This window comes from Arthrobacter sp. zg-Y179 (genome assembly GCF_020907345.1).
In the GTDB taxonomy this organism is placed as follows: domain Bacteria; phylum Actinomycetota; class Actinomycetes; order Actinomycetales; family Micrococcaceae; genus Arthrobacter_B; species Arthrobacter_B jinronghuae.
In genome coordinates, this window is the sequence record NZ_JAJJOB010000005.1 from 243,585 (window position 1) to 268,167 (window position 24,583).

Here is a 24,583-nt window from a genome sequence, read left to right on the forward strand (position 1 = left end):
CATAATCCGCCGGAATGAAAACAAGGGAGTTTGCATCATGGCAGCTGTGAACAGGGTAGGCATTGTCGGTTCGGGCGCAGCCGGGTTAACGGCGGCGATTCTGCTGGCCGACGCGGGCGTGGACGTGGAAGTCCTGGAGAAGGAAGCGGCCCCGTCCCCGCTCGGCTCCGGCATCACCCTGCAGGGCAACGCCCTGCGGATCTTCCGGCAGCTCGGCATCTGGGACGAGATTGCCGGCAAGGGCTTCGCCTTCAGCGAGCTCGGCTTCCGCGCACCGGATCCGGCGGGAACCGTGCTGTCCGTGGTTGATGACGTCCGGACCGGCGGGCCGGACCTGCCCGCCACCCTGGGCATGTACCGGCCGGATCTTACCGACGCGCTCCGGCGCCGCGCCGCCGATGCCGGAGTGCGGATCAGCTACGGCAGGCGGCTCAAGGGGGTGGAACAGGACACCGGTTCAGTCACCGTCATTACCGACGACGGCGACCGTCTCACCTATGACCTGCTGATCGGCGCCGACGGGCTGCACTCGACGGTGCGCGCCGCGATCGGGATCACCACCGAGCCGGAGCCCACCGGGATGGGAATCTGGCGGGCATTCGTGGACCGGCCGGCCGATGTGGTCCGCACCGATCTGACCTACGGCGGGCCCTGCTACATTGCCGGGTACTGCCCCACCGGCCAGGACAGCATGTACGCCTACCTGGTCGAGGACGCCCAGGAACGCAGGGTGGAAGACGGCCCGAAGATCATGACCGAACTTGCAGCAGCCTACGGCGGACCGTGGACGGAGATCCGGGCCAGCCTGGACCACAGTGCGCGGATCAACTACACCCGGTTCACTGCCCACTTGGTGGACGGACCGTGGAACCGCGGCAGGGCCGTGATTATCGGCGATGCCGCCCACAGCTGCCCGCCCACCATCGCCCAGGGGGCGGCCATGGCCGTGGAAGACGGCGCGGTCCTGGCGGATCTGCTGACCAGCCGGGACGAGCTGGATGATTCCCTCTGGGCGGACTTCACGCAGCGACGGCTGGAACGGGTCCGCACCGTCGTCCGGGGATCGGTGCAGCTGGGACAGTGGATGCTCGAAGGACGGATGCGGGATGCCGACGTGCCGGGCGTGATCGCCACCGTGGCGGCAACCGTGAGCCAGCCCGCATGACCGGAAGGAAATCCGTGCCCGCGGTGGTGGACGTCCATGCCCACGTAGTGCTGCCGGCGCTGCAGGAGTATGTGGCGGCCTGCGCTCCGGGGGAGTTTGCTGCTGCGCAGGAGCTCGATGCCCGACGGCAGGGACCCGAATCGGTGAAAATCTCCGGCGCCATGATCCGGGAACGCTGGCCGCGGCTGGTGGACCTGTCCCGGCGGCTCGCGGACATGGATGCCGCGGGAGTCGATGTGCAGCTGGTCTCGCCCTCACCGTCGCACTATTACTATTTCGCCGGCCCCGAGCTCGGCGGGGAAATCGCCCGCCGCGCCAACACCGCGGTCATGGAACTGGTGGCGTCCGCCCCCGGCCGGCTCGCGGGACTGGGACTGGTTCCGTTGCAGCACCCGGAGGCCATGGTCGCGGCACTGGACCATGCGGTGCTGGACTGCGGCCTGCTGGGGGTGGAAATCGGGTCCTACGCCCCCGGATTCGACCGGATCCCGGGGCAGGAGCCGAACGCCGGAACCGTGGAATTGTCCGACCCACGGCTGGAGCCTTTCTGGGCACGGGCGGAAGAACTCGGCGCGCTGGTTTTCCTGCACCCTTTCGGATGCTCGCTCGATGAACGGCTGGACCGGTTCTACCTGGCGAATACCGTCTCGCAGCCGGCGGAGAACGCCGTCGCCCTCTCCCACCTGATCTTCGCCGGGGTGCTGGACCGCTACCCGGAGCTGCGGATCATCGCGGCACACGGCGGCGGATACCTGCCCACCACGCTCGGCCGGTCCGACCATGCCTGGCGGGCCAGGCCGGACGCACGCGGCTGCGCTGCCCCGCCGTCGTCGTACATCAGCCACCTGTGGTTCGACTCGCTCACCCACAGTCCCGCCGAACTGCGCGCACTGACCGGGGCCGCCGGGGCGGACCGGATCCTGCTGGGCTCCGACTATCCGTTCGACATGGGCTCGGAAGACCCCGTGGGGGACGTCCGAGCCGCCGGTCTTTCCGTCCGGGAGGAGCAGGGAATCCTCGCCGGCAACGCCGCGGCCCTCGGGATCCGTGCCGGCCGTGCAGGCCGTGCAGAGGCCGGAGCCAGTCGTGCCGTACCTAGGGAAGGAATTGAAATCGATGGTTAAGCTCGCACGCTGGAACGACGGCGGTGAGGTCCGCTCCGGCTTCATCCATGAGGACCGGGCCTACCGGCTTCCCGCAGGACAAACTGCCAACGACCTGCTCGAGGCCGGATTGGAGGAGACGCTGGCAACCGCGGAACGGGTCATCGGAGCCGCCTCCTCCGCACCGCTGTCCGCCGTGGTGCTGCTGGCTCCGCTGGTGCCCGCCACCCTGCGTGACTTTGTCGCCTTCGAGGAACACGTCGAGGGGATGCGGATCAGCATCGACGGCGCACCCGGCGTTATGGAGGAGTGGTACCAGGCCCCCACTTTCTACTTCAGCAATCCGCACACCATCCGGGCCACGGGTGACGAGATTCCTATCCCGGCCGGCTGCAGCCAACTGGATTTCGAAACGGAGGTCGCCGCCGTCATCGGGCGGGTTCCCGGCAGCAGCGGCAGCAACCTCAGCGCAGCGCAGGCGCAGCAGCACATCTTCGGTTACACGGTCTTCAACGACTGGTCCGCCCGGGACCTGCAGCGCCGGGAGATGAAGGTCAGCCTGGGTCCGTGCAAGGGAAAGGACTTCGCCGGCACCCTGGGTCCGTGGATTGTCACTGCCGACGAATTCGCTCACCGGCACGACTCCGACGGTTTCCTGGCCCTGCGGATGAGCGTGGACGTCAACGGGTTACGGGTCGGAGAGGACTTGTTGTCCAACATGGGGTGGCCGTTTGCTGAGCTGGTGGCCTACGCCTCGCAGGATTCCCGGGTGCTTCCGGGCGACGTGCTGGGGTCCGGCACCTGCGGCAGCGGCTGCCTTGCCGAACTGTGGGGGCGGCTCGGAGATCAGGCTCCGCCTCCCCTGCAGACGGGGGACAGCGTCAGCATGACGGTGGAGGGCATCGGCACCATCACCAACACCGTGGGCACCCGGCGTGAAGCATCCACCCTGGTGCGTGCCCGGCCCCGGCAGCGCCTGCCGCGCAGTTACGACGGCGCCTCGGCGGCGCGGGGCTGAACCGTCAGGGCCGCGGAGTCCCGCCGACCTCCGCCAGGCGGGTCACGACGCTGCTCTCCGGGTGCCGCTGGGCGCAGGCGCGCTGGACCACGGAACGGAGCCACAGGCTCGCCGGGTCTTCGGCCCGGCTGGGGTGCCAGAACATGGCCTCCACCAGCACGGGTTCCGTTTCCGCGGGAAATTCGATGATCGAAATCCCTGCTCCCCGCTGCGATTTGAGGGCGAGCATTTTCGGAACCACCGCCACCAGGTCCGTCCCTTCGACGAGCAGCGGGAGGGCAAGCAATCCGGATACCTGCGCGGCGACCCGGCGTTGAATTCCCAGCGTTTCCCAGAAGAGGTCCGCAGGGGTTTTGATCGATGCGCCGAAGTTGCCCACCGCGTGCGGGAGCCGGCCCAGGTCCTCCGCACGGAGGGGGTCCGCCTGCAGGATGGGGTTGCCGGAATCGACCACCGCCACAAAGCTGTCCCGGAAGACCGCCTTTTTCTCCCCGGGAAGGGAGTACCCGGTGGGTCCGACCATCAGGTCGCAGCGGGTGAAATCGGCCTGGTGCAGGGGCATCGCATCTCCCGAGACAACGTTGACGCTGACACCGGGTGCCTCGACCTGCAGGATGCCGCGCAGCGGTTCCAGAATCACCGTTGCTGCGTAGTCCGACGCTGCGATGGTGAACTCGCGGTCGCTGGTGAAGGGATCGAACCTGCTCCGGATGCCGGTGACCCGGTCCAGGCCCTGCAGCGCTTCGTCCACCAGCGGGACCAGATCCTGCGCCAGCGGGGTCAGCTCGAAGTGCCTGCCGGAACGGACGAGCAGCTCGTCGTCGAAATAGCGGCGCAGCCGGGAAAGGGCGGCACTTGTAGCCGGTTGACTCAGCTGCAGGTATTCCGCCGTCCTCGAGACATTGCGCAGCCGGAGCAGGGCCTGAAGCGTCGGCAGGAGGTTCAGATCGATGGACTTCATGCGGGACAGCATAGGCGAGCGGCTACTTGGCTCGTCTTCTTCCCATCGGGGCGGTTGAGCTGCCCTTCCACTACGTCCCTTGGCCCGATCGGCGCCGGCCGAGATAACTGGACAGCCCGACGGCGACAAGAAGCGCCACGCCGTTAAAGACCTGGTCCACCCAGTTGGCAGCGCCGCTCAGTGTCAGGCCGCTGACGCTGACCGCTACGAACAGCACTCCGAACACTGTTCCGACGACGTTGAAGCGGCCCGGCAGTATGGCGGTTGCTCCCAGGAAGACAGCTGCCAGGGCAGGGAAAAGCAGGTAGGTTCCGTTGTCCGCATTGGCCCCGCCCGTTCGTGCCGCAAGGATGACTCCTGCCAGCCCGGCCAGGGTTCCGGAGAGGCAAAAGGCGGTCTGTGTGTACCGGCGCAGCGGCAGGCCCACCAGGACGGCGGCTCGGTTGTTGGACCCAATGGCGTAGAGGGAGCGGCCGAAGGGAGTATGTGTCAGGAGATACCAGGCCAGGAAAGCGAGCACTGCCACCACGAACACCACCCGCGGCAGGCCCAGCCAGCTGCTGCTGCCGAACTTCGTGAACGCCGGATCCACGCCGATGATGGCTAGGCCGCCGGTGTACCACTGGATGAGTCCACCCAAAAGTGTGGCCATGCCAAGGGTGGAGACGAAGGCGTTCATCCCAAACCGTGCCACAAGCAGCCCGTTTACCGCTCCCACAACCGCAGCTACTGCCACCCCGAGCAGGCAGGACAGCCACAGCGGCAGCGAAAAATGCGCCATGGAAGCCGCAGTAACTACGCTGCTCAGGACCGCGATACCGCCAACCGAGAAATCAAAGTGTCCTGCGACAAGGGGGAATATCAGGGCGAGGGCGACAAGGGTAACGACGGACTGGTTTGCCAGCACCACCGAGACGTTGGCTCCGCTGAGAAAGACAGTGGAGCTGGCCGGGAAAACGCCGAAGAAGGCGATGATCAGGACCAGCAGCAGCGGCAGGGCAAAACGTTCCAGGTGCGCGCCCAGAAGCCGGCCTCCCGCCCGGCGTTGCGGCCGGGCCCGGGAGCTTTCCGACCCGGCCGGGCCGGTTACTTCGGCTTTCCGGGTCTCGAGGGATCCTGCCGGTGCGTGGCTGCTATCCATTAGTCTTCTGATCCTTCTTGAGGGACGCGGACGGTGTGATTTGCGGCCATCACGGCAGCGGCAAGCGCGCTGCGTCCGGTGTCCGCGGGGTCAAGATCGGCGACGATACGGCCTTCCACCAGCACCAGGATCCGGTCGCACAGCTCTGCGAGTTCGTCGAGGTCGCTGGAGGCCACCAGCACTCCGCACCCTTGTGCTGCGATGTCCCGCAGCGACCGGTAGATATCCCGACGGGAGGTCACATCGACTCCCTGGGTAGGTTCGTCGAGCAGGAGCAGCCGGGGGTTTCGCCGCAACCAGCGTGCCAGGATCACCTTCTGCTGGTTGCCGCCGGAGAGTCTGCTGATCGGGATCTCTATTCCGTCAGCGCGAACCGAATGGTCGGCCAGCAGCCGGTGGGTCTCATCGCGTTCCATCCGCAGGTTCATCACGAGCCTGCGCCAGTAGCGCCCGATGACGGTGGCGGAGGCGTTTTCCCGTACTCCGAGGTCCAGGAAGGCTGCGTCCCGGTGGCGGTTTTCCGGTACGAAGACGACGCCGGAACGAACCGCGTCCGCGGGCGAGGACGGCTCATGGGGCGCGCCGTCCAAGCTCATGCTTCCGCTGCTCAGGGAGGTGTCTCCGAAAATCGCGCGCAGGACGGTAGAGCGGCCCGAACCGGCCAATCCGGCCAGGCCCACGATTTCACCGGATGCCACCGAGAGGTTTACGTCAGTCAGCGGGTATCTGGAAAGGTCCCTACCTTCGAAGAGGGGGCTCCGCGTGCCGGCTCCCGGGGCCGGCGGCGCCGGAGTTCCAAGGGCCGCCTCATCGCTGACGGGTCCGGCGGGTCCGGCGGGTCCGGCAGGTCCGGCAGGTCCGGCAGGTCCGGCAGGTCCGGCAGGTCCGGCAGGTCCGGCGGGTCCGGCGGGTCCGGCGGTAAGACCGGAGCCCGCGGGTCCGGCGCCCGACATCATGTCAACGATGGCAGCGATGGACGTATCAGCCACGGGTCCGCCGCCGGCAACGATGCCGTCGCGGAGCACTGTTACGTGGTCTGCAACTTCCTCGATTTCACGGAAACGGTGCGTCACCAGCACGATTGTCTGCCCGTGGTCGGCACGGGAGCGCAGTGCCGCCATCAGTTCCCTGGACTCGTCCTCAGCGAGGGACGCCGTCGGCTCATCCAGCAGCAGCGTGTATTCGCTGTCCTGCTGGTCGGCTAGGGCTCGTGCCACGGCCACCATGGTTTTTTGGCTGGGCCGCAGCGAACCCAACCTGTCGGTTGCCCGGACCGCTATGGCGTAATGCGCCAGCAACCCGTCCACCCGGGTCTGCAATTCGCGCCAACGGATTCCGTGCAGCGGATTGGTGGGGAAGCCCGCGTCCAACGCGAAATTCTCCGCCACACTCAGGGAGTCGAACAGGCCAAGATCCTGATGAACAAACCTCAGTCCGGCGGCACGAGCGCGGCGCGGGGTCACCTGCCGGGCCGGAAGGTTTTCTCCGTGGATGCTGATCGTGCCTGCATCGGCCTGGTAGACGCCGGCGAGGCACTTGATCAGTGTCGATTTGCCGGACCCGTTGCCCCCGAGCAGCGCATGGATGGTCCCACCGTTGACCGTCAGGTCCACGCCCGAGAGCGCATTGGCGCCGGCGAATGACTTCACCAGCCCGTATGCGGCCAAGGCAACGGTCCCCACATGGTCAGCCGCACGTTCCGTGCCCCCGGCTGCCGCGGGCACGGAATTGCGGTTTTCGTTATGAGCAGCCACTACTTGCCCCAAGCCTCCAGATACGCCTGCTTGAAATCAATTTCCGGGTTGTACGTGAAGGAGGTGCCGTCGGCGGGCATATTGGTTTCCGCGTCCACCACCTGGAGCCCCACGCCGGAGGCGGCAATCTCTTGATCAGCCAGCAGCCTCAGAGCGGTGTCCACGCCGGACCAGCCGTCCCACTCCAGGCTGAAGGTAACTGATGCATCCTGGCCTTCGCCTGCCGCTATCAGGTCCAGGTTGCTGCGTTGACCGAAGGTGCCGATGACGGCCAGATCGTCGGAACGCTGGGAAGACACAATGGCCTGCGAGAGACCTGCCAGGAACCAGCCGTCCAGCGGAACGGAGATTGCGTTGGCATCCGGCGCCTGGAGCAGGGCGGTGGAGAGCTTCTGTGCCATGGTGCCGGTCGCCGCGTCCTGGTTACTCAGCTGCAGTGTTCCCACGACTTCGCAGGTGTCACAGTCCGCAAGAGCGGCATTCAGGCCGTCACTGATCCAGGGTCCAAACCTGGCGTCCGCGAACGTCACTTCCAGCAGCTTCAGATCGCCGTCGGTCTGGCCAATCAACCAATCAGCCTGCAATTTACCGACCATGTTCCACCACTGCTCGTTGTCCAGTCCGTCCAGCTTCTTGGTTATGCCGGAGTACAGCGGCTCGCCGCCGTCGATGTCACAGTCGTTTGCACCGACCCCGACCGTAGTGATTCCTGCCGCACGGGCTTCCTCGAGGGGGCCCTGGAAACTGGAGCAGTCCTGGCCCATCACAAGGATGACGTCCGCGTTGGCACCCACACCCTGACGGATGCAGCTGGCCCAGCCGTTGGGATTCAGTTGGCCGTCGCAGACATTGCTTTGCCAGCCGATGGCTTCCGCTGCATCCGCTGCTGCCTGGGCAGGCGTCGAGCAGGTCACCTGTGACTGTCCGCAGGAGACAATCCAGGCCGTCAGGCCCTCGGGGACTGGAACCGATTCGGTGGGCGGGGTGCCGACCGTACCTTCATAGGCGGCGGCCAAAGCGTCGGTGCTCCCGGAGGTGGCTGCCGGAGCGGATTGTGTGTCAGCGGGTTCATTCTCTGCAGTTGCCGTACTGCAGGATGCCAGAGCGAGGCTGGCAATCAGCAAGGCGCTGAGTGCGCCGGCCTTCATTCTCGGCTTCATGCTTCTCATCGGGTCTCCATTGACAGTCAAAGTTGAACGTGATGTACATCACGTTGCAACCACTGTGAAGGAGCCGGACTATGTGAGGAAGCGACTAATTGGGATACCTCGTATTTGCGAAACGGATAGCCGCGTGTGTGGGCCAGGCAAAGGAACACTTGGGCCGGCTGTTATCCAGAGACTCTGCGGGTATCCAGAAGCGCTGCGGAGGATGGAAACCAGGAACCGGGGCAGGACTGGCTGCAGTCTTCCCAACCGCTAGAGCGGGTCTCCGCCGGTGATCCCAGGCCAGCCCAGGGCCAAGTACATCTCCGGCACGCCGGCATACTCCCGGTCCAACGCGGGAAAGTGCCCCAGGCCGGCAGCGAGGGCGGTCCGCTGGGAGCCGGTGTTCGTCGTCGTCGTGCGGGCCAGGACCGGCAGCTCCGACAGCAGCTTCCGGCCGCGCCGGACCGCTTCCGTTGCTCCCTCTGTCGCGTAGCCCCTGCCCCAGACCGCCGGGTCGTAGCGGTAGTACAGATTCAGGATGGTCCGGCCGTCCACCACGGCGCGCTGCAGTCCGGTGAAACCGACGACGGTCTCCGGGGCCTCGTGTTGTGCCACCGCCCAGTAGCCGAAGCCCTCCCGGTCCCAGTGGTCCAGGAAATCCTGCAGGCTCCTTGTCACGGATTCCACGGTGGGGGTATGCGGATTGTGCCGGTTGGTCCGGGGGTCCGTGTGGATCCGGATGGCGGCATCGTAGTCCGCACGTTCGAGCCGGCGCAGCAGCAGGCGCTCGGTGCTCACGGGAGTCCAGTCGCTCGGGTCTTGGCGCATGCGCCCATCCTAAGCGGGGCCTCCCCCGGTTCCGTTCAACAGGCTCAGGGGAATCGAACCCCTTGACCTGTCAGCCGGCCATGGGCAGCAAGGTATTCTTCTTCGCATGACAATTCCCGGGGGTACCGAATCCGACAACCGCTCAAGTGACGCCGTCATGCATTTCTGTGGCGCGGTCGCCATGCTGATGTTCTCAATACTCGCTTTCGGAAATGCGGCCGAATGGTTCGACTACGTTTCCGGTGCCATTTGGCTCGGCCTCGCTGCGGTACTTGGCTACCGGGGCTTCCGCCGGGGAGCGGTCTGAGCCGGATCAGCTCGAGGCCTCCAATGAAACCCGGAGCGTTCCCTTTCTCGCCGACTTCCGCCACCTCACTCATGGTCGGTGACCTGGTCCCGGTGCAGGGCTCGTCCGGCAATTGGGCGTGCCTGCAGGTTGTGGAACTTGAGCCTCGGGTGCGCACGAATTTCATCATTGCCCTGCTGCCCTGGCGCGGCGGATCGGCGCCCGGCACCGCCGAGGTGACGGGACTCGTCCCGCTTGAACGAGCATTGACCCGGATCGAAATCTTCACCGAAGGCCACCTGCAGGTGATCGGGAATGCAGAACCGAACGATGAAGGGCAGGAGCGGTGGTACAGCCCTGGCTATGTGGGCAAGGTAACGTCGGTGTGGGGGTGGAAGGCGACGATCTGGCATGCCCAGGACGCTGCGGACGGCGAGGTTTCCCTCACGGACCCGGACTAATCCAGCACTCCGCCCACGTGCTTCAGCCAGCGCGCGACGACGGCCAACTCCTGGGCGCTGAACCCGTCGGTGATTTTCCCGTTCAGCTCGCTTAGGGCAGACTGCACGACGCCGACCGCGGCCTTTCCGTCGGCGGTCAGGTTCAGCCGGATGGTCCGGCGGTCCGCCGGATCGGGCGCCCGGGTGAGAAGTCCGGCCTTCTCGAGCCGGGACAGCAGCCCGCTCAGCCCGGCCGGCGAGGCGTCCACCGCTTCGGCCACCTCGCCGGTGCTCGCGCCGGGACGTGCGGCCAGATACAGCAGCACTCCGGAGGCTGCCGCGCTGAGGCCGCGGTCCTCGCCCCGGCGTCCGATCCACCGCCGCAGCCGCCGCTCGGCGGTCAGCGTCAGGAAGACCAGCCGTGGCGGACGCCGCCGGCCGGCGTCGCCCGTTCCGCCGGCGTCGTCCGGCATCACCGTTGGTTCGCGATCCGTCCGTCCAGCCAGGTGAGGATCTCGGGCCACAGCTTGTCCTTGGCGCCGCGCCGGAAGAAGCCCATGTGTCCGATCGCTGGCACACCGGCGTCGTCGGGCGAGTAAGTGCGCCGCTCCAGCGGGGCGTTGGTGAGGTGGCCGTAGATGGCGTTGATCTGTCCCGGCGTGGCCCAGAGGTCGTCCGTGAAGCCGATGGACAGCACCTCGGTCTTGACCCGGGCTGCGCGTTCGGCGGCGTCCATGCTCGGGTCGTCGAAGAAGTAGTTGGGCAGGCGGGACCAGGAGCTCCACTCGAGCATGGCGCCGCCGGGCATGTCCTCGCCCAGGCCCATTTTCCGGCCCGGCACCGCGCCGAGCAGCCTACTCGTGAGCGGGCCGAGGACCCGCAGGACCAGTCCCACGCGCAGCCGTTCCTTCGGATCCTGGATGGCCTTGGTGACACCGGCGTGCGAGGCCACGGCCACGAAGCCCAGCAGTCCGTCCGTGCCGTTGTCCAGGGCCATCGCATGGCCGCCGATGCTGTGCCCGACGGCGAGGCGCGGCAGCTCCGGGAACCGCGCGGCCATCCACTCCGCGGCGGCCGGAACGTCCTGGTCCATCCAGTCCCGCATCCGCAGCTTCCGGTTGGCCTTCGGGCTGCCGGAGGCGCCGGTTCCGCGGTAGTCGTAGGTCAGGACCGCGTAGCCGTTTTCGGCCAGGTATTCGCTGAAGCCGGTGTACAGCCGCTCGGCCACCGCCGTGGCGGGGTGGATGACGACGGATGCGCGGGGCGCGTCGTCGGCCGGCAGACGCAGGGTTCCGGCGAGCGCACCGCCCGCAGGGACGGGGATGCTGATCCGTTCGGACGTGACGGCTGACACACTATTATTTCGCATGCGAAGTAATCTACACGGGACAGCGGGTTTCGGGTACCCCACCCGCCATCGAGAAGGCATTAGTTGCCGTTTTCCGGCGGTAACTAATGCTCTTTCGATGCTCCATCGGGTACATATGGACCCCCGTTAGTGGACGATGCCGGATCGAACCTCACCACCCACCGCCTCGCCGTTCTGCTGAGCCCTCAACGCTTCGACCGCGGTGTGCAAGTCCTCCTGCAGTTTGTTCGTCCGGTTTCGCTCCTGCTTGAGTTCCGCTTCTAACGACTCAATGGTCCGGTCGCGCTCCCTTAGTCGATCAGACAGAGCCTTCGCGTCCTCCTGGATTCGCCGTGCCGTCTCATCCAGATCAGCCCGCATCTCATCCACTTTCTTCGGTGCGGTCTCAGTCCGCATCGTCTTCTGCGTTATCTGCTCCAAGTTCACACCACGAACACCCTTAAGCAGCTCCCCAATGGCGCCCGGCCTCCAGTCAAAGAACTTCTCGATCCTCTCCTGCGACCCCTTGCGCGGAATCGCCTGCCCCGTCTCAATTGCATACAGAGATCGCGCCGACAGCCCCACCGCATCCGACAGAGACAGCCTGGTTTCCCCTGCTGCCTTGTACGCCTCCGTGATCAGACTTCCCAAACGCTTTTTCGCTTCTTCCTGGTGTGTGCTCATGCCACCTAGTATGCCGAGAGGCGGAATCAGGCACATTGCCATACTCGCCGGCAGAAGTTTTGAGGTGCCGGACCGTCAGTCCTCACACGACCGACAACGTAGATGTTGCCCTCAGCAATAGGAGCGCCACCCGGTCGACGAAGCCGATGCCGAGGGCTGCAAGCGAACCGGCGGCACGGGCACTCAATTCATCCAGCGCCGCGTAAGTCATCACGCTGTCGCCGATCCTCAGCGCGGGACTGCCGGTGAGCGGGCTGCGCTATCGCTGAGGATACTGGCGAGATTCGGCCTGGCAGGCTCCATTGGTCTACGGGCGTTGCGGCAAAAAGCTAGACGACCATAAGCTCCGTTTTGTCCGCCCCGTGGTCGGCCAGCGCGACGCTCTGGATGGCCGGGTCGTCGTACGTATTCCAGTAGTAGGTCATCGTCCGGGAGGAGAAGAGCCCCGTGTAGGTGGTTTTCTCAAACTCGCCCGAGCCCATGGCCGCGCTTCCCTCCACCATCGCGACCTGCTGCAGCGTGTGGAACGCGCGGCTGACGTTCTCCTCTTCGCTGGTCTTGGGCGGGTAGTGCGCGTGGACGTACGCCGCGCGGACAAACCGGGACGGCGAGTAGTAGTCGCCGGGGATCCCCCGCATCAGCGACCCCGAGCCGAACGGGGCCAGGTGAGCCTGGTTGAGCACAACCTCCTCGGGGAAGTCGGGCGAGGCATTGAGGTAATTGCGCAGGTTCTCATGGTGCCAGCCGAAGCCGGGCTGGTTTGCCAGGACGTCGACGTCGTCGTGGAAGACGTGCATGCCGTCACTCGTGTACTCCACGACGATGGCGCGCGTCGAGTCGCCGATCAACCAGTGCAGCAGCGAACTCGGGTACTTTTCGTTGATCGGCCGGTCCACAATGACAACGCTGTCCAGGGCTGCCTCGACCTCGTCGACGGTGCTGAACTGGGAGGCCACCCAGAGCGGGAATTCGAATGCGGCCACATTCGTCGCGCCGTCGACCGGTGCCGGTGCGTACTCCGCGTACCCCGGAAAGTTAAGGCCGCCGACGGCCAGGCCTGCCTCATTGCCGCAGTCGAAGTACAGCGGCGTGTCTTCCTGAACGATGCCCATCCCGATGACCGCATGCTGGATCTTCGGCACCGCCCCAAAGGGCGACTTGGTGGTGTACCCGGTGGGTGTCACCACCACCCGCTCCCCGAAGTCGGACGTCCAGTCGAGGTTGCGCGCGAAATAGAGGTTGCCGCTGCCGTCCGAGAACCTGATGCCTGTGCACATGTCGATGCTCCCTGCCTTGGCGAAGCCCTGACGGCACTTCGCTTGTTCCGTGGGCCTACGCCGGAGAAGCTGCCGAGGAGTTAGGGAGGTCGCCCCGCCCGCGCCCTCAGTGCACTTTCAGGTTAGGCCGGACCCCGCACCTGCGGCAGTGTCCTCGCCAAACTCGGGCTCAAACTCTCGCAGGTCATCGCCCACGGAGGCCCGGGGAACCTATAAAGGGAACCATGATGAACCCGCCCGATGCGCCACTGGAGGTCTCCCTCCCCTTCACCGGGAAATGGAAGGTGCAGAACAGTCCCCTGCGGCGGGTGCCCAGCCACGGCACGCATCTGCTTGCGACCACCTTCGCCATCGACTTTGTAGGCGTGGACGACGCCGGCCGGTCGGCTCCCGCGGCCGGCTGGCGCACCGCGTTCGGCACCGAGCCGCCGGAGCTGTTCTTCGCCTTCGGGCGGCCGATCCTGGCTCCGGTCAGCGGACAGGTGGTCACCGTGCACGACGGCGAAGCGGACCACGAGGCCCGGCGGTCGCAGCTGGCGCTCATCCCTTACATGCTGGGCCAGCAGGGACGGCTGCGGCAGGGAGCCGGGGCGATTGCCGGGAACTACGTCCTTATCGAGACGGCCGAGGGCGGCCCGGTGGTGGGGGTGATGCACCTGCGGTCCGGCTCGATCCGGGTTTCTGCCGGGCAGCAGGTCCGTGAGGGCGAGCATCTCGGGGACTGCGGAAACTCCGGCAACTCCACGCAGCCGCACGTGCATGTGCAGGCGATGGACGGGGTGGATCCGTGGACCGCCCGCGGACTGCCGCTGGTGTTCCGGTCCTTCGGCGAGAAACCTGTCCGCGGCAGGACGTTCATCCCCCGCGAGAACGTGCTGCCCCAGGAGGCTTCGACGGTCGAGGCGCCCTGACCGGTCAAACTGCGGGTGTTTGGTCCACCCGCCAGCACAGCATCCCATCGGGTGGTACGGCAGTTTCCTGGTGGGGAAACATCTGCCCCACCCGCCCCACCCCGTGGGACGCCGTGCGGCCCGCGAGCACAGCATCCCATCGGGTGGTACGGAAGTCACCTGATGGGGAAACATTCGCCCCAGCAGCCCCACCCCGTGGGACGCCGTGCGGCCGGCGGCGGCTGCGGCAAACGAAAAGGCACAAATTACCGATTTTCGGACAATAAACGGTAATTTGTGCCTTCTCGATTCGCTGGGACACCCGGAAATCCCGGAAACAGCGAGGCCCGGCAGGATAAGGGAATCGAACCCCTAAGCCTGCCGGGCCTCCGGCAGAGAGACCGCTAAACGTGCGCGCCGGTGCCCGAGCCCACGTGCGTGCCGGTGCCCGCATTGGACACGCCGTCCCCCGGCCCCGGTGGCTAGCGGGTTTCCATCTCCCCCGCGCCCACCCCGACAGCCCCCGAAGCCGCGGCATCCGTAGACACCCCACGGCGCTTGTCGAAGATCGTCGCACCGACTTCCTGCTCCGCCTGGTTCCGGATCGACAGGTCGATGCCCGGCCGGTCGCGGAGCATCATGGTGGCCGCCGCAGCGAGCACGATCATCACCATCAGATAGGCGGAAACCGCCGTCGTCGAACCGGTTTCCTTGACCAGCGCCGCGGCGATGGTCGGCGCGAACGCCCCGCCGATGATGGCGCCGAGCGCGTAGGACACCGAGACGCCGGAGAAGCGGATCGACGCAGGGAAGATCTCGCTGTACCAGGCGGCCTGCGGCCCGTAGGTCAGGCCGAGCCCGACGGTGAACAGGGCCATGCCGAGGAACAGGATCTCTATGTCGCCGGTGTTGATCAGCCAGAACAGCGGGAAGACCGTCAGGGCCAGGCAGGCAAACCCGATGAGGTAGGTCTTCTTCCGGCCGATCCGGTCCGCCATGAAGCCGCTGACCAGGGTGAAGACGAACCACAGGGCCGCGGAGCCGGAAACGGCCAGCAGCACATCGGTGCGGTCCAGCGCCACCGGACCGTCCGGGTTGGTGGAGTAGTTCAGGATGAATCCGCCGGTGGTCATGTAGCCGGCGGCGCTGTTGCCCGCGAAGACCAGGGCGGCCAGGATCACCAGCTTCCAGTGGTTTTTCATCAACTCCACGATGGGCATCTGCGTCTGCTTCTTCTTCTCGGCGATTTCCTCGAAGACCGGGCTTTCGCTCACTGACCTGCGGACCAGGAAACCGACCACAATCAGCACGATGCTCAGCAGGAACGGCAGGCGCCACCCCCACTCGACGAACTCGTCGCCCGGGGAAATCACACCGGTCATCAGCGCGGTCACGCCGGACGCCAGCAGCATGCCCAGCGGCACGCCCAGCTGCGGGAAGGAGCCGAAGAGCCCGCGACGGTTGCGCGGGGCGTGTTCCACGGACATCAGCACCGCGCCGCCCCATTCGCCGCCGGCGGAGATGCCCTGGATGATGCGCAGCAGCACCAGCAGGATGGGCGCCCAGATGCCGGCGGTGGCATGGGTGGGCAGTACGCCGATCAGCGTGGTGGCCCCGCCCATGAGCAGCAGGGTCAGCACCAGCATGGCCTTGCGGCCGATCTTGTCGCCGTAGTGCCCGGCCAGGAAGGCGCCGAGCGGGCGGAACAGGAAGCTCAGGCCCACCGAGGCGAACGTGACCAGGGTGGCGAACTCGCTGCCGGCCGGCTTGAAGAACAGCTCGGAAAAGACCAGTCCGGCGGCGGTCGCGTAAATGAAGAAGTCGTACCACTCAACGGTGGTGCCGATCAGGGTGGCGACCGCCACCTTGCGGGTGTCCCGCGGAGTGGATCGAGGAGTGGATCGAGAGGTGGATTCAGAGGTGGATCGAGGGGAATGGGGGCCGGCGGCAGTGCCGGAAGGTGCAGCCATGGGAATCCTTCTTAGTAACTCGCGCGGACGTCGTCGTCCGCGGCAGGGAGATATTTGGCGGCCAGGGCTTCGCTGCCCCGGGCCAGGAGTGCGACGTCGGCGCCCACCAGGATGAAGTCCACGCCGGCGTCGATATAGCGGCGGGCGGTGGCCTCGGCGAACGCGTTCACGCCCACCGGTTTCCCGGCAGCCTTCACCACGCGGATGCAGTGTTCGACGGCGGCAATCACGTCGGGATGCTCCTGCTGGCCGAGGTGCCCCATGGACGCGGCGAGGTCCGACGGCCCGATGAACAACCCGTCCACCCCGTCGACGGCGGCAATCGCCTCCACGTTTTCGACGGCGGCGGCGGTCTCGATCTGCACCAGCAGCGTCACGGACTCGGCGGCGTTCTCGAGGTACCCCTCGATCCGGTTCCAGCGCGAGGCGCGGGCCAGCGCGCTGCCCACCCCACGGATACCGAGCGGCGGATACCGGACGGCACGGACCAGTTCGGCGGCCTGTTCCGGGGTGTCGACCATGGGAATCAGCAGGTTCTGCGCGCCCAGGTCCAGGTACTGCTTCAGCAGCACCGCGTCTCCGATCGGCGGGCGGACCACCGCGGTCACCGGATAGCCGTGCACCGCCTGCAGCTGCGCCAGCAGGGATTCCAGTCCGTTGGGACTGTGCTCGGCGTCGATTAGCAGCCAGTCCAAGCCGGATCCGGCGCAGATTTCGGCGACCAGCGGGCTGCCGGAGCAGACCCACATGCCGGTCTGCCGGCCGCCGTCGGCCAGCCGGGCGGCGAAGGTTTGCTCTACTCGAAGCGGCATGTGATGGTTCCCAACGGTCCGTAGTCGGCAAAGACGGTGTCGCCCTTGTATACCCACATCGGGCGGGTGAAGGAGCCGGCGAGGATGATTTCCCCGGCCTCCAGCGAGGTGCCGTGCACGGCGAGCTTGTTCGCCAGCCAGTACACGCCGGCGGCGGGATGGTTGAGCACACCGGCGGCCACGCCGGTTTCCTCAATGCCCTGGTTCCGGTACAGCAGCGCCGAAACCCAGCGCAGGTCGACGTCGGCAGGCCGCACCGGGTTTCCGCCGACCACCATGGCACCCATCGCCGCGTTGTCCGCGATGGTGTCCACGATGGTCCGGCCCTCCATCTCGATTCGGGAGTCCAGGATTTCCAGCGCCGGCACCACGTAATCCGTGGCGTCCAGGACGTCGAACAGGGTGCAGTTCGGCCCGGAGAGCGGCTTGCCCAGCACAAACGCCAGCTCCACCTCGATCCGCGGATGGGTGTACCGGTCCCACTCCAGGGTGCAGCCGTTTTCCAGCACCATGTCATCGAGGATGACGCCGTAATCGGGTTCGGTGATGCCGGTGGCGGCCTGCATGGCCTTGGAAGTGAGGCCGATCTTGTGGCCGGCCAGGGACCGCCCGGAGGCGATCATCCGTTCCCGCCACAGGTTCTGCACCGCGTAGGAGTCCTCGATGGTCATGTCCGGGTAGCGCTCGGTCAGGCGCGGCACCGGGGTGCGGGTGCGTTGGGCTTCAAGCAGCTCATCGGCCACCGCCCGGAGAGTCTGTTTATCTAGCACGGCGATTCCTTTGTTTTCGGAGGGTGCGGCGTGTTCGGGGATGCGTGGGAGGCGTGCGACGACGACGGCGCTTGCCTCGGCGCCGTCGTCAGGCGCGGTCTAGAGCTGGGTGCCGATCTTGAAGCCCTTCGCGGCCTCGCCGTCGGAGTTGCCGGCGTCGTCGTCGGGGCGGGTGTAGGAGAACCCGTCCGCGCCGATGGTGACCGCCATTTCCGAGGTTTCCGTGCGCTGGGTGAGCGGCTGCGGGTTGCCGTCCAGGTCCAGGACCAGGGAGGCTTCGGTGTACCAGGACGGGACCACGGGGTTGCCCCACCAGTCGCGGCGCTGGTTGTCGTGGACGTCCCAGGTGATGGTGGGGTTGTCCGGATCGCCGGTGTAGTAGTCCTGCGTGTAGATCTCGATGCGGTGGTCGTCCGGATCGAGGATGTAGAGGTAGAAGGCGTTGGAGACGCCGTGCCGGCCGGGGCCGCGTTCAATCCGGTCGGAGATGCGCAGGGCGCCCATCTTGTCGCAGATCTGGATGATGTTGTGCTTTTCGTGCGTAGCGAAGGCCATGTGGTGCATGCGCGGGCCGTCGCCGCCGGTCAGGGCGGTGTCGTGGACGGTGTGCTTGCGGTGCATCCAGGCGGCGTAGGTGACGCCGTCGGAATCCTTGATGTCCTCGGAGACGCGGAAGCCCAGGTCCTCCAGGTAGGCGCGGCCGCGGGGAACGTCCGGGGTGACCTGGTTGAAGTGGTCCAGGCGGACCAGTTCGCCGGCGGAGTAGAGGTCGTAGCGCTGGGTGAGGCGTTCCACGTGGTCCACTTCGTAGAAGAACTCGTAGGGGAAGCCCAGCGGGTCCTCCACGCGCACGGAGTCGCCGATGCCCTTCACGAAGCCGTCCTTGCGGCGTTCGGTGCGGCAGCCCATCTCCTGGTAGTACGCCTCGGCCACGTCCACGTCTTCGGGGGTGCGGACGCGGTAGGCCAGGGCGGCGACGGCGGCCACCGGGCCCTTGCGCAGCACCAGGTTGTGGTGGATGAACTCCTCGAGGGACCGCAGGTAGATGGCGTCGTCGTCCTCTTCGGTGACGTGCAGGCCGAGGACGTCCACGTAGAACTTCCGGGACCGTTCCAGGTCGGTGACCACCAGGTCCGTGTAGGCGCAGCGGACGATATCCGGCGGGGCGATGCTCGGGGTGGGAATGCGGTTTTCGATCTCCATGGTTTTGCTCCTTTGCAAACGGCGGGGGAAGTGTCGGGGAGGGGTTAGCCGTCGACCTTGGCGGCGTCGTCGGTCCCGAACTTGGGGGTGTGGACCTTGCCCAGGGTGATGTGCACGGCCTGCTGGTCGGTGTAGAAGTCGATGGAGCGGTAGCCGCCCTCGTGGCCCAGGCCGGAGGACTTCACGCCGCCGAACGGTGTGCGCAGGTCGCGGACGTTGTGGCTGTTGAGCCAGACCATGCCGGCCTCGGTGTTCTGCGCGAAGTTGTGCGCGCGGGTGAGGTCCTGCGTCCAGATGTATGCCGCGAGCCCGTACTTGGTGTTGTTGGCCAGTTCCAGGGCCTCGGCTTCGGTGTCGAAGGGGGTGATGGCGACGACGGGGCCGAAGATTTCCTCCTGGAAGATCCGGGCGTCGGGGGCGACGTCGGCGAAGACGGTGGGGGCGATGTAGTTGCCTTCTTCGAGGCCTTCGGGGCGGCCGCCGCCGGCGAGCAGGCGGCCTTCGGTCTTGCCGATTTCCACGTAGGAGGCGACCTTGTCGAAGTGTTCGGGGTGCACCAGAGCGCCCACCTGCGTCTTGGGATCGTGCGGGTCGCCGACGACGATGGTCTTGGCGCGGGCGGCGAAGCGTTCGCAGAACTCCTCGTAGACCGGGCGTTCGACCAGGATGCGGGAGCCGGCAGTGCAGCGTTCGCCGTTGAGGGAGAAGACGCCGAACAGGGTGGAGTCGATGGCGGCGTTCAGGTCCGCGTCGGCGAAGATGACGCAGGGGCTCTTGCCGCCGAGCTCCATGGACAGGCCCTTCAGGTTTTCCGCGGCGTTGCGGAAGATGGTCCGCCCGGTGGTGGTTTCGCCGGTGAAGGAGATCAGCGGGACCTGCGGGTGCTTCACCAGGGCGTCGCCGGCTTCTTCGCCGAGGCCGTTGACCAGGTTGAACACCCCGGCGGGAACGCCGGCGTCGGTGAAGATGTCGGCCCAGAGCGAGGCGGAGAGCGGGGTGAATTCGGCCGGCTTGAGCACCACGGTGTTGCCGGTGGCCAGCGCCGGGGCGAGCTTCCAGGACTCGAGCATAAACGGGGTGTTCCACGGGGTGATGAGCCCGGCGACGCCGATCGGCTTGCGGTTCACGTAGTTGATCTGGGCGCCGGGGACCTTCATGGCGTCGTCGAACTGGGCGACGATCAGGTCCGCGAAGAAACGGAAGTTCTCCGCGGCGCGCAGGGCCTGGCCCTTGGCCTGGGTGATGGGCAGGCCGGTGTCGAAGGTTTCCATTTCGGCCAGGCGTTCTTCCTGGGCCTCGACCGCGTCGGCGATCTTGTTGAGGATGCGGGCGCGTTCGCGCGGCTTCATTTTCGGCCACGGGCCGTTCACGAAGGCTTCGCGGGCGGCGGCGACGGCGGCGTCGATGTCTTCCTTCTGCCCGGCGGCGGCGGTGGCGTAGGTCTGGTTGGTGACCGGGTCCAGCACGTCGAAGGTGGCGCCGCTGGCGGAGTCCACGAACTTGCCGTTGATGAAGTGCTGGATGTGGGTGGGCAGGTTCTCCGGGACGAAGTGCGTGCTCATGGGGTGTTCCTCTTTCTGATGTTGCGGGAGGCTTTTAGATCGGGGAGGGCGGCTGGTGGTTCTGGGCCAGGAAGGCGTTGAGGGTGTTGGTGCGGTGCGCGCGGGCGGCGTGCTCGACGTCGGCCGCCGCGGCGCCGGCGTCGATCAGGTCCAGCAGCGCCTCGTGTTCCTGCACCGAAGCGTGCGCCCGGTCCGGGACGTACCGGAAGACGGAGGAGCGCATGCGGCCCAGCCGGTTCCAGCCGCGGTGGACCAGGTCCAGGATGTGCGGATTGGGGCAGCGGGCGTAGAGGAGGGCGTGGAACTCGGTGTTCAGGGCGGTGAAGCGGACCGGGTCGAAGCGATCCAGGATCTCGCGCATCTGGTCGTTGAGTTCCCGGGCCTTCGCCAGTTCCTCGGCACTTATGTCCGGGGCGGCCAGGGCGGTGGCTGCGCCTTCTATGATGCTGAGGGTCTGCATGGTGTGCAGGTACAGGTCCGGGTCAATGCCGGCCACCGTGGCGCCGACGTTGCGGACAAAGTGCACCAGCCCTTCGGCTTCGAGCCGCCGGATCGCCTCCCGGACCGGGACCACGCTGAAGCCCATCTCGGTGGCGATGCTGCTGAGCACCAGGCGGTAGCCCGGGCTCATTTCCCCGCCGAGGATGCGGTCCTTGAGCTGCGTGTAGGCCTGCTCCGACTTGGAGCCGGTGCCCGGGGCGGTGCTGCTGGCTTGCCCGTTGCTGTTGGCTTCTGCGCTCATGCCTGTTCCGCTGCCCAGGCCTCGTACTTTTCCTTCCAAGCGGCGTTCATCGGGTACAGCCCGTCGACGCCGTGCCCGGCCTTCACCATTTCGGCGATGAATTGTTCCTGGTGTTCCTGCTTGATGCAGGCCTCCACCAGCTCCTCGGCGATGGCCGGCGGGATGACGAGGATGCCGTCGTCGTCGGCCACAATGATGTCGCCGGGCTGCACGGTGGCGCCGCCGCAGGCGATGGTGATGTCGGTGTCCCAGGGGACGTGCTTCCGGCCGAGGACGGCCGGGTGCGGGTTGGCGCAGTAGACGGGCAGGTCGATGCCGGCGACGGTGGAGTAGTCGCGGACGCCGCCGTCGGTGATGATGGCTGCGGCGCCGTTGTGCTTGGCGCGCAGGGCGAGGATGTCGCCCAGGGTGCCGGTGCCCTTTTCGCCGCGGGCTTCCATGACGAGGATTTCGCCGTCACCGACGGAGTCGATGGCGCGCTTCTGCGCGTTGTATCCGCCGCCGTGGGACTTGAAGAGGTCCTCACGGTTGGGCACAAAGCGCAGGGTGCGGGCGGTGCCGACGACCTTGCGGCCGGTGCGGGTGCCGGTGAGGCCGTCGATGGAGACGTTGTTCAGGCCGCGGGCGCGCATCTGCGAGGACAGGGTGGCGGTGGCGACGGATTCCAGCTTCGCCTTGAGTTCCGGGGGAAGGGTTCTCTGCTGTTCCTGCGGTGTTTCCGACTGCTGGGCGAGGCCGGCCTTTTCCGCGGAGCCCCAGGCTTCTTCGCGCTGCTTGTCGTCGATCTTCGGCTGCGCGCCGAAGCGCGCCAGCGGGGTGATGCCGTCGGTGACGGTGGTGGCGAGGCGCCCGGTGGTTTTATCCGTGCCGGGGACGTCGACTTCCACTTCGAGGCGGTCGCCGGGGACGGCCACGGAGGCGCCGGCGGGGGTTCCGGTGAGGATCAGGTCGCCCGGTTCCAGGGTGAGCAGCTGGGAGAGGTCCGCGACCAGCTGGGCGAAGGGGAAGAGCAGGTCCGCGGTGGTGTCGTCCTGCGCAAGTTCGCCGTTGACCCAGGTGCGGACGCGCAGGGCGGCGGGGTCGACGTCGGCCGCGTTGAGGATATGGGGGCCGACCGGGGTGAAGCCGTCGCCGCCCTTGGAGCGGAGGTTGGAGCCTTTGTCTGCCCAGCGCAGGTCGTACACGCCTAGGTCATTGCTGGCGGTCACTCCCCCGACATAGCTCCAGGCGTCCTCGATCGAAACGCGGCGGGCGGTCTTGCCGATGATGAGCGCGATTTCGCCTTCGAAGCCAAGCAGTTCGCAGCCGGCCGGGCGTTCCACCCTGCCGCCGGTCAGAGCCAGGGAGGAGCTGGGCTTGAGGAAGTAGGAGGGCTGTTCCGGGGTGCGTCCGCGTTCTGCTGCCCGTGAGGGGTAGTTGATGTGGACGGCGATGACCTTGCCGGCCTGCTTCAGCGTGTCCTTGGTGGCGTCGTTGCCCATGTCTCTCCTGGATCAAGTACGAAATCGTATATGATCAGGGTTACATGTGGTGGGGGTCACGTCAAGGGTCGCATTTATTCTCTGCTCAGCCATCTGAGTCCCTTCCAACGGCGGTCGACGCAAACCCACAGTTGCCGTCCGAATGAACCAAAAGTGTCTTACATCCAAAGATCGCACCAAAAGCTAGTTGCGAGGTTCCGATACATAGCTTGTGAATCGCAGCAGTAAATGGCCTGGTTTTTGTAGCGGTTTGTGGCCGACCAGTCTCGTAAGTCCATGCTTCACTGCGACGTCCGAGCATCGGATCGTGGGCTCACTGAATGGACGAGCTCGCCGCCTTCGTCCTCGCCGCGTCGCGGAAGAGGATCCTCGGCGCTCACACCCGGAACTGCCACGCAGCCGACACCGGCCGGCCCATCGACGTCGCTGGCCACGAGCTGCTGCTGGATCCGCTCGCCTGCCACAACATGAATCAGGGCCCGGAAAAGGTCATCGCGGACTGTGCCGCGAAACAGCGCCTGGTTGCTCACGTGCAGAGCATCGACTGGGACTACGAACCGGCAGGGGAGCAGGACTACATGCGCACCATCCTCCAGCTACTGGCCCTACCCTGGCGCGACCATGTCGACCACTCGCTGCACTGGGCTGTTTAAGCAACGACCGGGACCGCCCTAACCAGCCCTATGCCCTTAGAGCCTGATGACAACCATCCCGGCTATGCCTTTTAGTTCTTCTTCATTCAGTCCCAAGTCGTTAGGTAGGTAAGGAGTCTCCCCGTACACCAAATTAAGGACATACCGCGGAGGAGCCTTCCTCAATCCACGCAGGACCGCGGAGAAGTATTGTTGACCGGAATGATCCCGATCGTCGGGCCACTCCTCAAAAAACGGTGCATCAGTGATCTGATTGTCTGGGACCGTTTCCACCCGCTCTGCGACACTCAAAGTTGATTGGCCCATGCGGTGATTGAGAACTTGGGCGAGGAAGGTGTGTGCAACGTGCTTCGCGCCCTGTTGCTGGTGGTCGATGAACGCCTCCAACTTGGCGGACAACTTGTCTCTCACGGTCGGTATCACGAGAGGGGCCTTGAACTCCGTTTGTTTGTGCGCGAGATCCTCGAGTGGGACGGAGTCCCGGTAAGCCCTGGGGGCATCCGCTGACAAGTTGGAGGAGAGTGTGACATGAGCTGGCAAGTAGGCAATAGTCTTGCGCCGACATTCTCTGCACCGGTTACGGGCGGCCGCGTCAGGGTTCCAGTGACCGTAATGGGGGTCATCCTCCGGCGGCTCGATGTCGCTCGTGTAGTCCGTCGAGCCGAAATATAGAACGTAGGCAGCTGCCACTCCGAGCTTTTTTGCAGTTGTGAAAAGTCGCTGACGTTGAGCTCCGGACTTGTACTCAAAGTCAATATTCCACACCCCCTGCTTGTTCTTCTTTTTCAGGCGTTTGGCCTGAACGAGCATGCCAAACGAGGTTCCATCAGGGTCAATCCACCACCAAAGCCAGTCCGCCCCGGTGCCCTCATCTCCGCCCTCTTCTCTCCGCGTGAAGGGATAAGTAGCGACCGCTGGGCTCGCCCCGACCAAAACGAGTTCAGTAATGGTCTCCTCCCCCCAGGTGAAACCAGCCTTCTCTGAGCGTTTCATATGGTGTTCTGCACGTAGGCGAGCAGACATAAGTGCATACGAGAGGCGGCTCTGATGAGAATTCATCGCTCAATCCTGCCACCTTGAGGTGTTCCGCCGCGGGATCCTCTTAATATGACGCGTGCCGGCCTACTGAATCAGCGGGCGGAGATACAGGCGGTGGGCTCGGTCGAATCTATACCGGCCGTGCAGACCTAGTAATGCCCGTCTCGACTTTGGCTGCGGCCCGGGTGTGTGCTGCTTCTGCCAAGTGTTTAGCGGTGAGCCTGAATCGTGTAGATAGTCGGGAAGGATTGCACGGTTGCGAAACCAAAGCTAGGTCAGTTTTCGCGCATGGTTGTAGACCTTGCCCGC

At 65.9% G+C, this 24,583-nt stretch carries 25 protein-coding genes; 7 read left to right on the forward strand and 18 right to left on the reverse strand.

Going from position 1 to position 24,583, the window contains the following annotated elements:
• Positions 1-37 precede the first annotated feature (37 nt).
• Genes LOC56_RS04290 through LOC56_RS04300 form a run of 3 tightly spaced genes read left to right on the forward strand, consistent with a single transcriptional unit; the run spans position 38 to position 3,286 of the window.
• On the forward strand, positions 38-1,165 hold the full coding sequence (locus tag LOC56_RS04290; RefSeq protein WP_229950800.1) for an FAD-dependent monooxygenase: 1,128 nt from the start codon (positions 38-40) through the stop codon (positions 1,163-1,165).
• On the forward strand, positions 1,162-2,289 hold the full coding sequence (locus LOC56_RS04295) for an amidohydrolase family protein (RefSeq protein WP_229950801.1): 1,128 nt from the start codon (positions 1,162-1,164) through the stop codon (positions 2,287-2,289). Before LOC56_RS04290 ends, LOC56_RS04295 begins: the two co-directional genes overlap by 4 nt.
• Entirely contained in the window at positions 2,282-3,286 is a 1,005-nt protein-coding gene (locus LOC56_RS04300; protein WP_229950803.1) for a fumarylacetoacetate hydrolase family protein, read from the forward strand. The genes LOC56_RS04295 and LOC56_RS04300 overlap by 8 nt, the downstream gene beginning before the upstream one ends.
• Positions 3,287-3,290: 4 nt before the next feature.
• On the opposite strand, the gene LOC56_RS04305 is transcribed toward LOC56_RS04300, so the two are convergent.
• The 5 genes from LOC56_RS04305 to LOC56_RS04325 form a co-directional block, all read right to left on the reverse strand.
• Positions 3,291-4,247, reverse strand: coding sequence for a LysR family transcriptional regulator (locus LOC56_RS04305; protein WP_229950805.1), 957 nt, complete (start codon positions 4,245-4,247; stop codon positions 3,291-3,293).
• Positions 4,248-4,317: 70 nt separating this feature from the next.
• Complete coding sequence (locus LOC56_RS04310) at positions 4,318-5,388, reverse strand: ABC transporter permease (protein WP_229950807.1); 1,071 nt, start codon at positions 5,386-5,388, stop codon at positions 4,318-4,320.
• Positions 5,388-7,142: a sugar ABC transporter ATP-binding protein gene (locus LOC56_RS04315; protein ID WP_229950809.1), complete on the reverse strand. Its 1,755-nt coding sequence runs from the start codon at positions 7,140-7,142 to the stop codon at positions 5,388-5,390. The genes LOC56_RS04310 and LOC56_RS04315 overlap by 1 nt, the downstream gene beginning before the upstream one ends.
• A complete protein-coding gene (locus LOC56_RS04320; protein ID WP_229950811.1) occupies positions 7,142-8,311 on the reverse strand; it encodes a sugar ABC transporter substrate-binding protein in 1,170 nt (389 codons plus the stop codon). The genes LOC56_RS04315 and LOC56_RS04320 overlap by 1 nt, the downstream gene beginning before the upstream one ends.
• A gap of 249 nt (positions 8,312-8,560) precedes the next feature.
• Positions 8,561-9,118, reverse strand: a complete 558-nt coding sequence (locus LOC56_RS04325) for a GNAT family N-acetyltransferase (RefSeq protein WP_229950814.1) — start codon at positions 9,116-9,118, stop codon at positions 8,561-8,563.
• A 106-nt stretch (positions 9,119-9,224) separates the two neighbouring features.
• On the opposite strand from LOC56_RS04325, the gene LOC56_RS04330 reads away from it, so the two are divergent.
• Both LOC56_RS04330 and LOC56_RS04335 read left to right on the forward strand, forming a co-directional pair.
• Entirely contained in the window at positions 9,225-9,425 is a 201-nt protein-coding gene (locus tag LOC56_RS04330) for a hypothetical protein (RefSeq protein ID WP_229950818.1), read from the forward strand.
• Positions 9,426-9,448: 23 nt separating this feature from the next.
• Entirely contained in the window at positions 9,449-9,865 is a 417-nt protein-coding gene (locus LOC56_RS04335; RefSeq protein WP_229950820.1) for a hypothetical protein, read from the forward strand.
• Here LOC56_RS04335 and LOC56_RS04340 read toward each other — a convergent pair.
• The 5 genes from LOC56_RS04340 to bsh form a co-directional block, all read right to left on the reverse strand.
• The gene (locus LOC56_RS04340; RefSeq protein ID WP_229950822.1) at positions 9,862-10,317 is read right to left on the reverse strand and encodes a MarR family winged helix-turn-helix transcriptional regulator; all 456 of its coding nucleotides are present in this window, start codon (positions 10,315-10,317) and stop codon (positions 9,862-9,864) included. The genes LOC56_RS04335 and LOC56_RS04340 overlap by 4 nt on opposite strands.
• Positions 10,317-11,213, reverse strand: coding sequence for an alpha/beta hydrolase family protein (locus LOC56_RS04345; RefSeq protein ID WP_229950824.1), 897 nt, complete (start codon positions 11,211-11,213; stop codon positions 10,317-10,319). Before LOC56_RS04345 ends, LOC56_RS04340 begins: the two co-directional genes overlap by 1 nt.
• A gap of 126 nt (positions 11,214-11,339) precedes the next feature.
• Entirely contained in the window at positions 11,340-11,876 is a 537-nt protein-coding gene (locus LOC56_RS04350) for a helix-turn-helix transcriptional regulator (protein WP_229950826.1), read from the reverse strand.
• An 82-nt stretch (positions 11,877-11,958) separates the two neighbouring features.
• A complete protein-coding gene (locus LOC56_RS16165; protein WP_269437935.1) occupies positions 11,959-12,090 on the reverse strand; it encodes a hypothetical protein in 132 nt (43 codons plus the stop codon).
• A gap of 115 nt (positions 12,091-12,205) precedes the next feature.
• The gene (gene bsh, locus LOC56_RS04355; RefSeq protein WP_229950828.1) at positions 12,206-13,153 is read right to left on the reverse strand and encodes a choloylglycine hydrolase; all 948 of its coding nucleotides are present in this window, start codon (positions 13,151-13,153) and stop codon (positions 12,206-12,208) included.
• 224 nt (positions 13,154-13,377) lie between these two features.
• Between bsh and LOC56_RS04360 the strand changes: the two genes are divergently transcribed.
• On the forward strand, positions 13,378-14,064 hold the full coding sequence (locus tag LOC56_RS04360) for a M23 family metallopeptidase (RefSeq protein WP_229950829.1): 687 nt from the start codon (positions 13,378-13,380) through the stop codon (positions 14,062-14,064).
• A 461-nt stretch (positions 14,065-14,525) separates the two neighbouring features.
• Here the strand turns inward: LOC56_RS04360 and LOC56_RS04365 are convergent, their stop codons facing one another.
• The 7 genes from LOC56_RS04365 to LOC56_RS04395 form a co-directional block, all read right to left on the reverse strand.
• Complete coding sequence (locus LOC56_RS04365) at positions 14,526-16,013, reverse strand: MFS transporter (protein ID WP_229950831.1); 1,488 nt, start codon at positions 16,011-16,013, stop codon at positions 14,526-14,528.
• Between the two features lie 11 nt (positions 16,014-16,024).
• On the reverse strand, positions 16,025-16,825 hold the full coding sequence (locus LOC56_RS04370; protein ID WP_229950833.1) for an HpcH/HpaI aldolase family protein: 801 nt from the start codon (positions 16,823-16,825) through the stop codon (positions 16,025-16,027).
• A complete protein-coding gene (gene hpaH, locus LOC56_RS04375) occupies positions 16,810-17,595 on the reverse strand; it encodes a 2-oxo-hept-4-ene-1,7-dioate hydratase (RefSeq protein ID WP_227932833.1) in 786 nt (261 codons plus the stop codon). Before hpaH ends, LOC56_RS04370 begins: the two co-directional genes overlap by 16 nt.
• Positions 17,596-17,694: 99 nt before the next feature.
• Positions 17,695-18,792 carry a 3,4-dihydroxyphenylacetate 2,3-dioxygenase gene (gene hpaD, locus LOC56_RS04380; protein WP_229951509.1) on the reverse strand — a complete coding sequence of 366 codons (1,098 nt, stop codon included), beginning with the start codon at positions 18,790-18,792 and terminating at the stop codon, positions 17,695-17,697.
• A 50-nt stretch (positions 18,793-18,842) separates the two neighbouring features.
• Positions 18,843-20,360, reverse strand: a complete 1,518-nt coding sequence (gene hpaE / locus LOC56_RS04385; RefSeq protein WP_229950835.1) for a 5-carboxymethyl-2-hydroxymuconate semialdehyde dehydrogenase — start codon at positions 20,358-20,360, stop codon at positions 18,843-18,845.
• A gap of 34 nt (positions 20,361-20,394) precedes the next feature.
• Positions 20,395-21,102, reverse strand: a complete 708-nt coding sequence (locus LOC56_RS04390) for a GntR family transcriptional regulator (RefSeq protein WP_229950837.1) — start codon at positions 21,100-21,102, stop codon at positions 20,395-20,397.
• Positions 21,099-22,583, reverse strand: coding sequence for a fumarylacetoacetate hydrolase family protein (locus LOC56_RS04395; RefSeq protein ID WP_229950839.1), 1,485 nt, complete (start codon positions 22,581-22,583; stop codon positions 21,099-21,101). The genes LOC56_RS04390 and LOC56_RS04395 overlap by 4 nt, the downstream gene beginning before the upstream one ends.
• Positions 22,584-22,903: 320 nt before the next feature.
• Between LOC56_RS04395 and LOC56_RS04400 the strand changes: the two genes are divergently transcribed.
• Positions 22,904-23,236, forward strand: coding sequence for a DUF6221 family protein (locus LOC56_RS04400; protein WP_229950841.1), 333 nt, complete (start codon positions 22,904-22,906; stop codon positions 23,234-23,236).
• Positions 23,237-23,272: 36 nt separating this feature from the next.
• On the opposite strand, the gene LOC56_RS04405 is transcribed toward LOC56_RS04400, so the two are convergent.
• Positions 23,273-24,229, reverse strand: coding sequence for a hypothetical protein (locus tag LOC56_RS04405; RefSeq protein ID WP_229950843.1), 957 nt, complete (start codon positions 24,227-24,229; stop codon positions 23,273-23,275).
• Between the last annotated feature and the right edge of the window lie 354 nt (positions 24,230-24,583).